This window comes from Pseudomonas nitroreducens NBRC 12694, from assembly GCF_002091755.1.
Lineage (GTDB): Bacteria > Pseudomonadota > Gammaproteobacteria > Pseudomonadales > Pseudomonadaceae > Pseudomonas > Pseudomonas nitroreducens.
Genome location: NZ_BDAI01000026.1, coordinates 1 through 15053 on the forward strand (window position 1 = coordinate 1; position 15053 = coordinate 15053).

Consider the following 15053-nt stretch of genomic DNA (forward strand, 5'->3'; position numbering starts at 1 on the left):
TCTGAGGTTTTACACCGGCGCGTGGGCTTCCCCCTCACCCCAGCCCTCTCCCAGCGGGAGAGGGGGCAGTCCGCACGCGCCTGTACGCTCGCCGCTCTTTCTGCGTCATTGATAACCAGCTAACGCTTTACTTCCACAGCACTCCGAACGGTCCCCTCTCCCGCTGGGAGAGGGTTAGGGTGAGGGCCGGCCAAGCACACGCCTATCCCGTAGGCGCGGACTTTGTCCGCGATTCAGCCACATTGCACCGGGTTCGCGAGCAAGCTCACTCCTACAAAAAGCCCACGCTGCAGCCCCTGTAGGAGCGAGCTTGCTCGCGAACGGCACGGCACGGCACGGCACGGCACCATCCCAACCCATCCGAACAACGCCAACCAATAAAGTCGCGCCGGCTCTATCACGCCAAGCGGCGGGGCAATTCGACAACCACCCGCAACCCACCCAGCTCGCTGCTTTCCAGCTTCAGGCTGCCACCGCAGGCCGCCGCGATATCTCGCGCGATGCCCAGGCCCAGACCATGCCCGGCCACCTGCTCATCCAGCCGAGTGCCACGTTCCAACACGCTGTCTCGCTGGTCCTCGGCAATACCGGGACCATCGTCGTCCACGCTCAGCCGGTATGCGTCTGCGCCCTTCTCCACCGTCAATCGCACCTGGGCATCGGCCCATTTGCAGGCGTTGTCCAGCAGATTACCGAGCATCTCCAGCAGGTCTTCCCGGTCATACGGCAAGCGCGTGGCGGGCGGCGCCTGCCAGTCGATGGCGAGGTGATCGCCATGAATGAGCTTGAGCATGTCGCACAAGCTGGGCAACTCGGCATCACAGTCGAAGTGCGCGCCGGGTAATGCCTCGCCCACCAACCGCGCACGCCCCAGTTCGCGGGCCAGGCGCTGTTCGATCTGCTCCAACTGCTCCTGCAGCACTCGCCGCAGCTCCGGGTGATCACGCAGCTCTTCGCGTTCGGCAAGGCTGATGAGCACCGCCAGCGGGGTTTTCAGGGCATGGCCCAGGTTGCCCAGCGCATTGCGCGAGCGGCGCAGGGTATCCTCGGTGTGTTGCAGCAGGTGGTTGGTCTGTTCCACCAACGGCTCCAGCTCACGGGGCACCTGGCTGTCCAACTGGCTGCGCTGACCTTCCTGCAACTGTGCAATCTGCTGGCGTACCCGCTCCAGCGGGCGCAGGGCACGGCGCACGGTGAAGCCCTGGAACACCAGGATCAGCAGCAACGCCAGGGCTCCGGCGCCCAGGCCGATATTGCGCAGACGATTGAAGCTCTTGAGGACGGGTGTGTAGTCCTGGGCGACGACGATGCTGATTTTCTTGCCATAGCGCTTGTAGTCGCCGCGATAGACCAGCAGCCGCTGGCCTTCGGGGCCTTTCTCCAGCGACTTGGCCAGCCCCTTGTGCGAGGGCAACTGCAGCTCGTTGTCCCACAGCGATCGAGAACGCCAGGTCTGCTCGTCGAAGCGGATGACGAAGTAGCGCCCGGAGAACAGCCGCTCATAGACCGCATCGACACGCTGGCCGTCCAGCTGCAACCCCGCGGGACCACGGGTGATACCCACCAGCAGGCTTTCCGCCTCGTCCTGCAAGCCGTTCACCAGATAGCGGCGCAAGCCCTGGTCGAACAGCCAGAGGCCCGCCTGGGCCAGCACGAGACCGACCACCACCAGTACCACACCCAGCCCAAGACCGAGCCGGCGCTGGATCGATATCAATTGGCGGCTCCGTTGCCGGTGAAGCGATAGCCCTGCCCGCGACGGGTCTCGATGATCTCGCGGCCCAGCTTGCGGCGCAGGTGATTGATATGCACCTCGATGACATTGGAGTCGCGCTCGGTCTCGCCGTCATACAGGTGCTCTGCCAGATGCGACTTCGACAGCAGCTGGCCGGGATGCAGCATGAAGTACCGCAGCAGACGGAACTCGGCGGATGTCAGGTCGACTTCCTTGCCGCCCTGCTGCACGCACTGGCGCGATTCATCCAGGCTCAACCCGGCCACTTCCAGCTGGCTCTGGTTCGCCAGCCCGTGGGCACGCCGCAGCAGCGCCTGGATACGCAGCATCAGTTCCTCAGGATGAAACGGCTTGGTCAGATAGTCGTCGGCGCCGGCCTTCAGGCCGTCGATGCGCTCGGCCCAGGAGCCCCGTGCGGTGAGAATCAGCACCGGCGTCGCCAGGCCCATGCCGCGCCACTCCTGCAGCACCTCCAGCCCGGGACGGCCCGGCAGGCCCAGGTCGAGGATCACCAGGTCGTACGGCTCGCTGGCGCCTTGCACCGCAGCGTCGCGACCGTCGGCCAGCCAGTCCACCGCATAGCCCTGGCGCGTGAGGGTCGCCAGTAGCTCGTCGGCCAGAGGTACGTGGTCTTCCACCAGCAACAGGCGCATCAGTCGTCTTCCTTATCCTTGAGGATGCGGCCGTCGCGGGCATCCAGTTCCAGTTCGCGCACCACACCGTCGACGGTGAGCAACTCCACTTCGTAAATGTAGTTGCCGTGCTCCCTCTCCAGCTCGGCTTCGAGCAGGCGCGAGCCAGGGTAGCGGCTCAGCGCGGCGGGGAGGATTTCCTCGAAGGGGCGGATCACCCCTTCCTTGCTCAGGCGCAGGGCTTCGTCCTGGCTCAGGTCATGGGCCTGCGCGGCGCCGGCCAGGGCGGTGAACCCCAAGCCGAACAGCATCGCGCGCAGCAAAACGGTCTTCATCAGTCGTCCTGGTGATCGGTGAGGACTTCGCCGGTGACCGCATCCAGTTCGACATCCCACTTCACGCCTTGTGCGTCCTTGATGTCGACCTTGTAGAGATAGCGGCCATGCTCCAGCTCGAGCTCGCTATCGTACACCGAACCGCCGGCATGCTTGGTCAGCGCGGTGCGGTTGAGCTCCTCGAAATTGCGGATGGTGCCCGCATCGCGCAAGCGCAACGCCTCGTCAGGACCAATGTCATGGGCCGTGGCAACGCCGGCACCCAGCAGCAGTGCGCAGAGCGTGGTCAGGATCAGCAGCCATTTCATGAGCGTACCTCATCAGAATTTCACTGCTGTCAGATTAAGGTGAAGGACTTAATTCAAGCTGAATCGGCAACGATCATTCACCCCGTGAAGTATCCTTGCTCCACGCGCACAGGCTCTATAATCGCGGCCTGCCACAGCGAGGCCCGCATGACCGCCATCCAGATCAAGACTTCCTCCCTCACCCTCAAGGCTGGAAGCCGCGCGCTCCAACGCATCCGCGAACAGGGGCTGGCCCCCGCCGATGTAGGAATCCTCCCCGGTGCCGCCGGCGGGCCGAAGGCACTGGGCATCCAGGGCCTGGACCTCGCGCTGTTCGGCGAATGGTTGCCGCGAGCGCCACGTGAGCGCTCGCTGATCGGGGCGTCCATCGGCTCCTGGCGATTCGCCAGCGCCTGCCTGCCCGACCCGGCCGAAGGCATTCGCCGCCTGGGCGAGCTCTATACCCAGCAACGCTTTGCCCGCAACGCGAGCATCAGCGACGTGTCGAGGAGCTGCGCGAAAATGCTCGACGACCTGCTCGACGGCCGCGATACCAGCGTACTGGACAACCCCTGGTACCGCCTCAACGTGGTGGTGGTGAAGAGCCACGGTCGCCTCGCGCAGGACGGCAAGGCCAATCTCGGCCTGGGCCTGGGGGCGGTGATCCGCGACAACCTGGTCGGCCGCCGCCACCTGCACCGGCACTTCGAACGGCTGATCATCCATGACGCCCGCCGGGCACCGCCGCTGGAGCCGCTGTCGGACTTCCCCTCGCGCTACCTGCACCTGGACCTGGCCAACCTGCGCCACGCGCTGCTCGCCTCTGGCTCCATCCCCATGGTCATGGAAGGCGTGCGCGACATTCCCGGCGCCGGCCCCGGCACCTACCGCGACGGCGGCCTGCTGGACTATCACCTGGACCTGCCCTACCAGCCCGAAGGCGTGGTGCTCTACCCGCACTTCACCGACAAGGTCATTCCCGGCTGGTTCGACAAGGGCCTGCCCTGGCGCCGTGGTGACGCCGGACGCCTGCAGGATGTGCTGCTGCTCGCCCCGTCGAAGGAGTACCTGGCGCGCCTGCCGCACAACAAGCTGCCGGACCGCAAGGACTTCCACCGCTACATCGGCGACGACGCGGGCCGCGAGCGCTACTGGCGCAAGGCAATGGATGAAAGCCGGCGGATGGGCGACGAGTTTCTCGAACTGGCGGACAGCGGTCGGCTCGGCGAGCACCTCTTGCCACTCTAGCCATCTCCCCGCCACCGGCGGTTCGCGAGCAGGCTCGCTCCTGCAAAAACGCACAGCAGCAACCCGCGCGCAGGAGCGGACTCCGTCCGCGATGTCTCTCCGGCCGCCCCATTGAGAAATCTGCAGCGTGATCAGCAGACCGCAGCGACAGACTCAGCCCGGCTGCCCATCCAGCCGCGGCTTCCAGAACATCGGGCCGTAGTGCCAGGCGAACATCAGGAAAGCCACGACCCAGCAGCCAGCCGCGATGCTCAAGCCTTCCAGCGGCCACCAGATCACCAGCAGGACCCGCGCGACCACGCCAAGGTTGAGCAGAGCGAACGCCCAGGCCATTGCCTTGGGCGGCTGCAGCGGTCGCCCGGTATGGCCCAGGCTGACGCGGGCGATCATTGCCAGGATCAGACCGCCCACCCCGCCCACGGTCAGGGCGTGGATCGCCAGGCTGACGTTGAAGGTCGGCGCAAAGTTCCACAGCGCCATCCCCGCCGGGGCCAGCAGCATCCACAGGTAGGCCAGGTGCAGCGACCAGAGCAGCGGCACACCCCAGAAGCCCTTGTCGTACCAACGCCACAAGCGGATCAGGTGCCCAATCGCCAGCGCAGCAAACAGCAAGCCCACCAGCGGGTGCGGGGTCAGGCCGATACCGACTGCGGTCAGCGCCGCCACCAGCAGGGTGCCGCCCAGCAGTGAGTTATCCAGCCAGTTCCAGGCCGGCACCTGAGCGGTGCGGCCCAGCCCGCGCTGGGTGAAGAAGGGAATCACGCGACCGCCGATCAGCCCCATCAGCGCCGCCACCAGCCACAGCGCACCCAACGCGCCACCGCGCTGCCAGCTCTCGTTACCCTCCCAGACGCCGGCCATCACCAGTGCATCGGCAAGCGTCAGCAGGCTCAGCACCAGGATGATCGGGTAGTTACGTTTCTGGCGGACCTGCCACAGACTGCGACCGATGAAGAACACCAGTGCCGGCATGAACGCCAACTCCAGCACGGTGACCAGCCATAGCGGCGCCCCGACGAGCCAGCCCACCCGCGCCGCCAGCCAGACCAGCGACAGCACCATCAACGGCGTGCCACTGACGCCGGGGCGCCCGGTCCAGGTCTGCACGGCGGTCAGCAGGAAGCCGGCAATGATCGCCGCCGCGAAGCCGAAGAGCATTTCATGGCGATGCCAGCCCAGCCAGCCGCCCAGCGGCTGCCACGTGGGCAATACGCCAAGCAGCACGGCCGCCCAGGCCGCGATGGCGATCAGCGCGAACACCGCTCCACCGAGGAAGAACGGGCGGAACCCCAGGCGCCATAATGGCGCGATGGTCAGCAGAGCCTTTCGATCAACCAGCAACACAGCAAGCCTCCCAACCGTCCTTGCGCATCTGATGCTGGGCCACCAGCCGCAGCACGTAGCCCAGCTTCAATAATGTGGGCCCGAGGATGGTGAAGGCATGAGCTGCGACAACGCTTTGCAGGCTCAGATGACCATCGACGAAATAGGCTCCCACGATTCCCAGCAGCAGCAGCACGAGGCCGCCGGTCAGCAGCGACCAGGACATCGACAGATTGCGTTGCGGGCAGGCGAAAAGACGTTCCATCACACACCTCCTCGGGTTGCGCCGGCCCATCGGACCGGCGCCAAGGTTCAGGCCTCCAGCGCGCTGGCCGGGCCGAAGAACTCGTAGTGGGACTGTTGCTCAGGTACGCCGATCTCGCGCAGGTGACGCTTAACCTGCGCCATGAACGGCTTGGGCCCGAGGAAATAGGCGTCCAGATCGCGGTCTTCCGGCAGCCAGTCAGCCAACAGCTCCTGGCTGAGGAAGCCTTCGACGTGCGCGGCGTCCTGGGCACGCGGCTCGCTGTAGCAGAAGTAATGCTTGAGCTGCGGATGCGCGTCGGACTGCGCCTCTACCCACTCGCGGAACGCATGCACACCACCGTGGCGAGCGCAGTGGATGAAATGCACTTCGCGACCGGATTCCAGCGCCGGTTTAAGCATCGCCAGCGCCGGGGTGATACCGACCCCGGCCGTGATCAGTGCCAGCGGCTTGTCACTACTGCGCAGGACGAAATCGCCCGCAGGTGGGAACAGGTCCAGTTCATCACCGACGTTCAGGCGGTCGTGCAGGTAGCTCGAAACCTTGCCTTCGGGCTCACGCTTCACACTGATGCGGTACTCACGGCCATTCGGCGCGTCGGACAGCGAGTAGGTGCGGCGCACTTCTTCCCCGCCAATCTCCAGGGACAGTCCGATGTACTGCCCAGGCTGGAAGTCCAGCAGCGGCTCTCCATCCAGCGGCTGGAAGTAGAACGAGGTGATCTCCTCGCTCTCGGCTTCCTTGCGGGCGATGCGGAAGCGCCGGGCGCCACGCCAGCCGCCGCGCTGCTCGGCATTCTGCTGATACACCGACTCCTCGGCGCCGATCAGAATGTCCGCCAGTTGGCCGTAAGCGGCGGCCCAGGCATCGATCACTTCCTGCGTGGCGATCTCCTCGCCCAGCACTTCGCGGATCGCGCGTAGCAGGCAGGCGCCGACAATGGGGTAGTGCTCCGGCTGGATCTGCAGGGCGACGTGCTTGTTGACGATCTTCGCCACCAGCGGGCCGAGCTGCTCCAGTTCATCGATGTGGCGGGCATACATCAGCACGCCATTGGCCAGCGCGCGGGGCTGGTCCCCGGAGGCCTGGTGCGCCTGGTTGAACAGCGGACGAACTTCCGGGTACTCGCTGAGCATCATCTTGTAGAAATGCTGGGTCAGGGTCTCTCCGCCAGTCTCCAGCAGCGGGACAGTGGCCTTGACCAGGGTACGGTGTTCGTTGGACAGCATGTGGATCTCCTCGAGTTGGCCAGACAGCCAGTGGGTCTGCCTGTGCTTTCTGAAAGGTGTGTTTCAGGAAGCGTGCCAAGCTCGCAGCCCTTTATTTCCGGGCCATGCGCTTAAAAATGAGTCATAATGACCCATATCTTCTGTTGTCAAAAAGACTTAATAGAGGTCAAAATGACTCGAAACCCTCTGCTAGCCACCCTCCTCCCGCTGGTCGCCGATCTGTCCCGCGAATTACCGGACGGCGAACGCTACCGCCGCCTGCTCGAAGCCCTTCGCGGCCTGCTGCCTTGCGATGCTACCGCCCTGCTGCGCCTGGAAGGCGACCAGTTGGTGCCGCTGGCCGTCGATGGACTCAGCCAGGACACCCTCGGCCGCCGCTTCAAGATCAGCGAGCACCCTCGCCTGCGCGCCCTCATCGAACATCCGGGGCCGACACACTTCGCCGCCGACTGCGGCCTGCCTGATCCCTATGACGGCCTGGTGGAGGGACTCCACGGCCACCTGGAAGTCCACGATTGCCTGGGCTGCCCACTGTTCCTCGACGGCCAACCCTGGGGCCTTCTGACCCTGGATGCGCTGGATCCTGAGCGGTTCTCCACGGGCGACCTGGACAACCTGGAGGCCTTTGCCAGCCTGGCAGCTGCCACGGTCAAGGCCAGCCAGCGCATGCTTGATCTAGCCTTGCGCGCCGACCAGGAGCAGCAGCGCGCGGATGCCTACCAACGCGCTTCTGGCGATCAGCCAAAGGAGCTGATTGGCCAGAGCAAAGCCCACCAGGCGCTGATGGGCGAAATCCAGGTGGTTGCCGGGAGCGATCTGAGCGTATTGATCACCGGGGAGACCGGTGTTGGCAAGGAACTGGTGGCCCAATCGATCCACGCCAACTCGCTGCGTCGTAGCCAGCCGCTGATCAGCCTGAACTGCGCAGCACTGCCGGAAACGCTGGTGGAAAGCGAGTTGTTTGGCCACGTTCGCGGCGCCTTTTCTGGCGCTGTGGGTGAACGACGCGGCAAGTTCGAGCTGGCCGATGGCGGCACCCTCTTCCTCGACGAAGTCGGTGAACTACCGCTGGCGATCCAGGCAAAGCTGCTGCGCGTACTGCAGAGCGGCCAACTGCAACGCCTGGGCTCTGATCGAGAGCATCACGTTGATGTGCGCCTGATCGCTGCCACCAACCGTGATCTCGCCGAAGAGGTCCGCGCCGGCCGCTTCCGTGCCGATCTATACCACCGGCTGAGTGTCTACCCACTGCGCGTGCCGCCGCTGCGTGAAAGAGGAAACGATATCCTGCTGCTGGCGGGCTACTTCCTCGAACAGAATCGGCCGCGCCTCGGGCTGCGCAGCCTTAGACTCACGCGCGAAGCCCAGGCAGCGCTGGTTGGCTATCCGTGGCCGGGAAACGTAAGGGAACTGGAGCACCTGATCGGTCGTGCCTCTCTGAAAGCGCTCGCGAATCACTCACAGCGCTCGCGCATCCTAAGCCTGGGTGTCGAGGATCTGACACTCAACTCCTTGCAAAAGGGTGTCGATGAGAACCGCGCCGCAGAGACTTCGAGCGATTCGGACAGCGTGCCGACCGGCGGGCTACGCCCCGCGGTGGATGCCTTCCAGCGGCGCATGATCAGTCAGAGCCTGGAACGGCACGACGGCAACTGGGCTGCCGTCGCCCGCGACATGGGGCTGGATCGTGCCAACCTCAACCGTCTGGCCAGACGCCTGGCGATCAAATGAACCCTACCGGACCCGCACGACGCTAGGTGGGCGAAATCGTGGGCAGGCCCGGAGGGTACTCTTCTCCGATGAGGCAGCTGATGAGCTGATCAGCCCGATTGCCTCACAGGGCCATTCTCAGGTATCGGAGCGCTTACCGCGAATCAACAGGTCGACGCGTCGGTTGGGCGCGTTGCAGTTGATTCGATCGTTACGCGAACCGCCATCACACTGCACCACAGGCTCACTACTGCCATAACCTACGGCTCGAATCGCCTCGGTGCCCACGCCCAGTTGCAGCAGGACACTTTTCACCGTTTGCGCACGGGCCTCCGACAGGCGTTGATTGAACTGTGCGCTGCCGATGGGATCGGCATGCCCGCCCACTTCCACGCTTTCCACATGCTGCGACTTGATCGCTTCGGCGATCTTGCGTAGCTCCGCGTGCCCCACGTCGGTAATGTCCGAGTATCCGCTCTTGCCAAAGTGGAACAACACGTCACTGCGCAGACTCAGGTGCGTCTCGGTCTGGCAGGGCACGACCGCACTGGCGCGATTGATGACATGACGCTGCATGCGCAGGTCCTGCAACTGCCGCTCGGCACTCTGGCGAGCCTGAACCACCGGTGTGCTTGATTTCGGGTTTACCGGTACTTCGAGGAAGTAAGTCTTTCCGCCCTCGAAGACTGCCGACGCCCGAGGGTTCAGCTTGCCCTCATACAGCGGTTCATCGCCTATATAGGACTCCAGGGAGTGCTCCCCCGCCGGAATACAGAACACGGTATAGCCTCCAGGCATCAAGGCACCTTGCAGCTCGCGGTCCACATACACATTTGCACCTTGCGTACCCTGGTCGGCACCGCGGAAGAACACGACCTGGGACTGCTCCGCAACGACAGACTCCACCGGGTGGTACGCAGCACCAAAGATTGATTCGTTCTGACTGGCCAGAGCAGAGGCACTGCAACTGATGGCCACACTGAGAATGCTCAGTTGGACCGCTCTGTGCGTAGCACTGTAAATGGCATATTCCATTGAAAGACTCTCCTTCGCCTCGTTGCGAATACAACAAGGCGCGCAATTGAATTGGGGCTAGTGCCGGAGCGCGGGAGACCCGCGCTCCGGTCGACGCTTAGCCGACGAGATGGACCTGAACGTGGTCCTCGATCCACACCTCGCCAGTACCCGAGCTGTACACCTTGTAGGCGTGACCATCGTTGCCGGTGGCACTCGACTCGGTCCAGGTGATCCCGGTCTTGACCAGGTCGACGTTGCCGCTGGCGTCACCATTGACCACCAGTTGCTTCTTGCCGTCCTTGAACATCAGGTCGCTTTCACCCATCCGCAGCACGTCGTCCAGCTTGACCGTCAGGCTGTTGCCGCCATGCCCCAGGTCGAACTTCTCGAAGCTGATCACCTTGTTCTTCATGACTGCCAGATTGATGCTCAACCCCTGGCCATCGAACACCAGGGTGTCGGTCCCCGAGCCACCATTCACGCCAAGGAAATCGGTGCTGACGATGTGGATGAAGTCATTGCCCTCACCGCCGTTGGCATAGTCCAAGGTGCCGATGTTGACGATGGTGTCGTTGCCAAACCCACCAACGATGTAGTCATTGACCGGGTTGCCATGGTCGTCCTTGCCATCCGCGACGATGTAATCGTCACCGTTGGTGTACTTCTTGGTGAATGCGTCGGAAGCGGAGTAGTAGACATACATCGCCCCCGAGTCGGTCGCCGTGAAATCAGCGTTATAGGCGCCGGTGGCGATATCCATCATGCCGTCGCCGTTCCAGTCGCCCATCGCCACACCGTTGCCCAATTCGAAGCCGGCGCCCTCGCCGTACAGCGCATAGCCCTTGGTCGGATCGTTGATCACATCCTTGATCGACCAGATAGCCGGCAAACCATGCTCATTGCCATAGACCACATACACCGCGCCGGAGTTATCACCGCTCCCCTTGCCAGGTCGGTCGGCGTAACGCGCACCGATGATGAAGTCATTGATACCGTCACCGTTGATGTCGCCACCCGCGCGGATGCTCACGCCGAACCATTCATCGACGGTGCTCTGCGTCCACTTTCCGGTGGCCGTGTTGTAAGTCGCCTTCTCGTTGAGGATGAGCGAGCCGACACTGGAGTCGAACATCGGGTTGGTGTTGAACTGCGACGGCACGCCGACGGTATTGAGCGCATCCAAGTTGATATCGCTGGTGTAGCCACCTGCCTTGCCATAGATAATCCAGACACGGCCCGGATCGCCCGGCTCCGAGTAAGGAGCGCTGATGGCGAAGTCGTTGATGCCGTCACCGTTAATGTCGCCCAACGCAGTGATGGTGTTGGTGGAGTAATCCTGGCGCGCCGAACCCAGCCACTCGTAGTGCTGCGAGTTGATCCGGATGCCTTGATCCAGGGTCATGTTCTTGAGGTCGATTGAAGATCCCAGGCCCCCCGCCTTGCCGTAGACCAGGTAGGCGGTCCCCGCGGAAGCACCGTAACCCTGCGACATGACGTTGTTGGCACGTGGGTCGGCGATCACGAAATCGTCGATACCGTCGCCGTTGACATCGCCGACATTGTTGATCGAGTCACCCAGGTCAACCCCGTTCACCTGCGACGAATTGGTAACCGTGCCGGTGAACGAGTTGGTGATCGTGGTGCCATTCACGCCCGCCGGGAAGTGCGCCCACGTCTGGCTGGAACCGGTACCAGTCGCCGGGTTGCTCCAATCCATGACGATGTTCTTGTTGACGTTGGCGCCGCCGTACAGCACGTAGCCAGCGCCACTGTTATTCGGGCCCGCTTCGCGGTTACCGAACAACAGGTCCGTGTAGCCATCGCCGTTGAAGTCGCCACCGCCACCCACGCCGATACCGTTCCAGCTGTCATAGCCCGGCGCGGACGGGTTGTTGGGGTTGACACCCGGGTTACGGATCACGAAGCCATGGGTGTTGTCGCCGGCATCGATGGTCGCAAGGTCCACCGTGCCATTGCCCCAGCTATTGTTCGGCCCGCCGAAGATCACATAGATCTTGTCCGGCCAGTGAGAAGAAATGATGACGTCCTTGTAGCCGTCGCCATTGAAATCTCCCAGCGCGTTGATGCCGGTGCCCATGATGTCGCCGTTGTAGGCACCCGCGAAGAAGATGCCCTGGCTCGGCTTCAGATTAGTGATGGTGTTCTGGTCCAGAACCGGCAAGCCATTCTCGCTGCCGAACAGGATCCAGGCTCCACCGTTGTTGACCCGACCCAAGGTATCGGAGTTACGTGCGGACACCAGCAGGTCATCAATGCCATCACCATTGAAGTCACCGATGTTGACCACATCCCAGCCGAACTCGAACCCTGCCTGCTTGGCGCCGTAATAGTGCTGCGGCACCGACTGGGTGATGGTCAGGATGTGGTTCTGGTCATCCAGGGAGCCCACATAGCTCGCCGAACCAGTCACGCCGGAAGCAGTGGTCGCCACCGCCTTCAACAGGTAGTCGCCATAGTGCAGCGACCACAGATCGGTACTCCAGGTGCCATCGCTCTTGACCTTGATGCCCTGGCCGTAGATGTCCTCGCCTTCGTCGATCTGGTTGTTCCCGTTCTTGTCCCAGAACAGCGTAATGGTCAGATCTTCGAGCTTGTGACTACCCGACTTCACCGTACCGTTGATCGTTGGCGTCATGATCGAGGTGATGTTATCGGTGTTGGACACGCCGTTGTCGCTGGCAGGATCCAAAGCAAATGTCACCTTGTTCGTGGGTTGCGAGTTGTCGATTACCACCTGCTGAGTCGTGACCTGACCGGCGATACCCGATTCACTGACGACGCGCGCCTCGAAGGTGTAGGTACCATCCGCCAGGGACACCGACCGGTTGTCATAGGTCCAGCGCAAGCGATCATCGCTGAGCGTGGCATCCTTCCAGGTTAATCCTCCGTTCGCAGAGAACTGCACCTTCTGCCCAGACTGAACTTCACTGTTTACCTGACCACTGACCAGCAACGTACGGTCCTGTGTGATGAAATCATGATCGGAGAAGCCGGTGTCGTCAGCGATTCCAGTGATGGTAGCGAGGTTGGTTGGCGTCGTCGTATCCAGTGTGATGCTGTACTTCGCACTCGGAGCAGTGGCGTTACCAGCCGGATCGGACTCTACCGCTGTCAGGTCATTCAGCCCCAAAGCTAGGGCAGTCGCAGGCTGCAGCGTCCAATGCCCGGTCGCGTCCACAATTGCAGTACCGATCCGATGGTTATCGGTGCTGTCCTTGACGTACACGGTGATGGTGTCACCGGCTGTGCCGATACCGCTGATCACCGGACGCGCGTCGTCGGTGACACCGCCATTGCTGACGTTGCCGGTGATATCACCCACGCTGTCCAGCACGCCAGTAATGGCCAGCTTGCTGTAGTCCGGCGGGGTGTAGTCGGTGGTGAGGTTGAAGACATCCGACTTGACGCTGGTGTTGCCGGCCTTGTCGGTCGCATCGACGGTGAAGTTGTGATCTCCCTCGCTGATACCGGTGGTCGGCGTGTAACTCCACGCGCCATTGGCGTCCGCCATCACCGAGCCCAGCACGGAGCCGTTGTCGTAGATGGTGACCTTCGAGTTGGCTTCGGCCTGGCCCGACAGGGTCGGGGTCGGGTCGTCCGTCACGCCATGGTTGGCGATCGGGCCCTGGATCGCACCGACATCGTCCAGCACCTGGTCAATGGTCGGCTTGAAAGGAGCTACTGTGTCGATGGTGAAGGTGAACGGAGCGGTCGGATCGCTGACGTTGCCAGCCTTGTCGGTCGCCTTGGCTGTGATGCTGTGCGCACCCTGCCCCAGGTCAAATGCCGGGGTAAAGCTCCATTTCTCACTTGCATCAACGGTGAGAGAACCCAGCACCGTATTGCCATCGGAGATCGTGACAACACTGCCAGCCTTGCCAGTACCCTGGATTTCCGGACGGGTATCGTCGGTATAGCCACCATTGCTGATGTCGCCGGTGATGCTGCCGACATCGTCAATCAGGTGGGTAATCGAGACCAGCACCTTGGAGGTATCCACAATCACGTTCAGCGGGCTGTTCTGACCGCTGCTGTTGCCGGCCTTGTCCAGCACTTCCGTGCTGAACGCATGGTTGCCATCGGACAACGCGGCGGTCGGCGTGAAGCTCCACTTGCCATCGGCACCTACATCGGCCTCGCCGATTGCCTTGCCGTTGTCGTAGATGATGACCTTGCCATTCGGCTCGGCTCCGCCGCTGAACACCGGACGGTTGTCATCGGTGGTATCACCCGCATGCAGCGGGCCAGTCACCGCACCCACATTGTCAGTCACCGCCAGGCCGGTCACATTAGCCGGTGCCGTGGTGTCGACGCTGAAGTTCCAGATTCCCGTCGGAGCACTGACCTGACCGATAGGATCGGTCGCTGTGGCGGTTACGTTGTGCAGACCATCCGCCAGCGCGCTGGTGATAATGCTCCAGCTGCCATTGGCATCGGTCACCGCACTGCCAATCAGCGTGCTGCCGTCGTACAGCTTGACGGTGGTGCCCGCATCCGAAGTGCCCTTGAAGGTCGGTTGGCTGTCGTCGGTCACATCACCTTTCTGCAGGAAGCCGGTGTACGGCCCTACATCGTCGAAGACGCTTTCGATGGTCGGCACAGCCGGCCCTACCGTTACCACGGTGACGCTGTATTTCGCGCTCGGTGCCGTGGTGTTGCCCGCCGGGTCACGCTCGACTGCAGTCAGCTCGTTGACCCCCGAGATCAAGGGGGCCGTCGGGGTCAGCGACCAGTGGCCGCTGGCATCGACGATGGCACTGCCGACCTGATGGTTGCCAGTGGAGTCCTTGTCGTAGACGAAGATCGTGTCACCGGCCGTGCCGGTACCACTGATCACCGGACGGGTGTCGTCGGTGCTGCCATTGTTGACGACGTTACCGGTCACTTCACCCACGCTGTCCAGCACGCCAGTAATGGCCAGCTTGCTGTAGTCCGGCGGGGTGTAGTCGGTGGTGAGGTTGAAGACATCCGACTTGACGCTGGTGTTGCCGGCCTTGTCGGTCGCATCGACGGTGAAGTTGTGATCTCCCTCGCTGATACCGGTGGTCGGCGTGTAACTCCACGCGCCATTGGCGTCCGCCATCACCGAGCCCAGCACGGAGCCGTTGTCGTAGATGGTGACCTTCGAGTTGGCTTCGGCCTGGCCCGACAGGGTCGGGGTCGGGTCGTCCGTCACGCCATGGTTGGCGATCGGGCCCTGGATCGCACCGACATCGTCCAGCACCTGGTCAATGGTCGGCTTGAAAGGAGC

The 15053-nt window shown here is 62.9% G+C and carries 11 protein-coding genes; 2 read left to right on the forward strand and 9 right to left on the reverse strand.

What is annotated here, in order from left to right:
* Positions 1–397: 397 nt before the first annotated feature.
* Genes PNI01S_RS27970 through PNI01S_RS27985 form a run of 4 tightly spaced genes read right to left on the reverse strand, consistent with a single transcriptional unit; the run spans position 398 to position 3010 of the window.
* Entirely contained in the window at positions 398–1717 is a 1320-nt protein-coding gene (locus PNI01S_RS27970; protein WP_038803611.1) for an ATP-binding protein, read from the reverse strand.
* Complete coding sequence (locus PNI01S_RS27975; RefSeq protein WP_037014490.1) at positions 1714–2388, reverse strand: response regulator transcription factor; 675 nt, start codon at positions 2386–2388, stop codon at positions 1714–1716. The genes PNI01S_RS27970 and PNI01S_RS27975 overlap by 4 nt, the downstream gene beginning before the upstream one ends.
* On the reverse strand, positions 2388–2678 hold the full coding sequence (locus PNI01S_RS27980) for a PepSY domain-containing protein (RefSeq protein WP_413247463.1): 291 nt from the start codon (positions 2676–2678) through the stop codon (positions 2388–2390). Before PNI01S_RS27980 ends, PNI01S_RS27975 begins: the two co-directional genes overlap by 1 nt.
* 23 nt (positions 2679–2701) lie before the next feature.
* The gene (locus tag PNI01S_RS27985; protein WP_024767207.1) at positions 2702–3010 is read right to left on the reverse strand and encodes a PepSY domain-containing protein; all 309 of its coding nucleotides are present in this window, start codon (positions 3008–3010) and stop codon (positions 2702–2704) included.
* 147 nt (positions 3011–3157) lie between these two features.
* On the opposite strand from PNI01S_RS27985, the gene PNI01S_RS27990 reads away from it, so the two are divergent.
* On the forward strand, positions 3158–4237 hold the full coding sequence (locus PNI01S_RS27990; protein WP_084359849.1) for a patatin-like phospholipase family protein: 1080 nt from the start codon (positions 3158–3160) through the stop codon (positions 4235–4237).
* 153 nt (positions 4238–4390) lie between these two features.
* Here the strand turns inward: PNI01S_RS27990 and PNI01S_RS27995 are convergent, their stop codons facing one another.
* The 3 genes from PNI01S_RS27995 to hmpA are packed head-to-tail and all read right to left on the reverse strand — an operon-like array spanning position 4391 to position 7054.
* Positions 4391–5581 (reverse strand): NnrS family protein, encoded by a 1191-nt coding sequence (locus tag PNI01S_RS27995; RefSeq protein WP_084359850.1) that lies wholly within the window; start codon positions 5579–5581, stop codon positions 4391–4393.
* On the reverse strand, positions 5568–5825 hold the full coding sequence (locus PNI01S_RS28000) for a transmembrane sensor/regulator PpyR (RefSeq protein ID WP_084359851.1): 258 nt from the start codon (positions 5823–5825) through the stop codon (positions 5568–5570). The genes PNI01S_RS27995 and PNI01S_RS28000 overlap by 14 nt, the downstream gene beginning before the upstream one ends.
* 47 nt (positions 5826–5872) lie before the next feature.
* Positions 5873–7054: an NO-inducible flavohemoprotein gene (hmpA, locus tag PNI01S_RS28005; protein WP_024767211.1), complete on the reverse strand. Its 1182-nt coding sequence runs from the start codon at positions 7052–7054 to the stop codon at positions 5873–5875.
* A 171-nt stretch (positions 7055–7225) separates the two neighbouring features.
* Between hmpA and norR the strand changes: the two genes are divergently transcribed.
* Complete coding sequence (gene norR, locus PNI01S_RS28010) at positions 7226–8785, forward strand: nitric oxide reductase transcriptional regulator NorR (RefSeq protein WP_084359852.1); 1560 nt, start codon at positions 7226–7228, stop codon at positions 8783–8785.
* Positions 8786–8902: 117 nt separating this feature from the next.
* Here norR and PNI01S_RS28015 read toward each other — a convergent pair whose 3' ends face one another.
* Both PNI01S_RS28015 and PNI01S_RS28020 read right to left on the reverse strand, forming a co-directional pair.
* Positions 8903–9799 carry an OmpA family protein gene (locus PNI01S_RS28015; protein ID WP_065085133.1) on the reverse strand — a complete coding sequence of 299 codons (897 nt, stop codon included), beginning with the start codon at positions 9797–9799 and terminating at the stop codon, positions 8903–8905.
* Between the two features lie 97 nt (positions 9800–9896).
* On the reverse strand, positions 9897–15026 hold the full coding sequence (locus tag PNI01S_RS28020) for an Ig-like domain-containing protein (RefSeq protein WP_218191862.1): 5130 nt from the start codon (positions 15024–15026) through the stop codon (positions 9897–9899).
* Between the last annotated feature and the right edge of the window lie 27 nt (positions 15027–15053).

Excerpts from the sequence above, each read along its gene's own strand:
- norR (WP_084359852.1), top strand. The coding sequence starts at position 7,226 with ATGACTCGAAACCCTCTGCTAGCCACCCTCCTCCCGCTGGTCGCCGAT.
- PNI01S_RS27990 (WP_084359849.1), top strand. The coding sequence starts at position 3,158 with ATGACCGCCATCCAGATCAAGACTTCCTCCCTCACCCTCAAGGCTGGA.
- PNI01S_RS27980 (WP_413247463.1), bottom strand. The coding sequence starts at position 2,678 with ATGCTGTTCGGCTTGGGGTTCACCGCCCTGGCCGGCGCCGCGCAGGCC.
- PNI01S_RS27985 (WP_024767207.1), bottom strand. The coding sequence starts at position 3,010 with ATGAAATGGCTGCTGATCCTGACCACGCTCTGCGCACTGCTGCTGGGT.
- PNI01S_RS28015 (WP_065085133.1), bottom strand. The coding sequence starts at position 9,799 with ATGGAATATGCCATTTACAGTGCTACGCACAGAGCGGTCCAACTGAGC.
- PNI01S_RS27975 (WP_037014490.1), bottom strand. The coding sequence starts at position 2,388 with ATGCGCCTGTTGCTGGTGGAAGACCACGTACCTCTGGCCGACGAGCTA.
- hmpA (WP_024767211.1), bottom strand. The coding sequence starts at position 7,054 with ATGCTGTCCAACGAACACCGTACCCTGGTCAAGGCCACTGTCCCGCTG.
- PNI01S_RS28000 (WP_084359851.1), bottom strand. The coding sequence starts at position 5,825 with ATGGAACGTCTTTTCGCCTGCCCGCAACGCAATCTGTCGATGTCCTGG.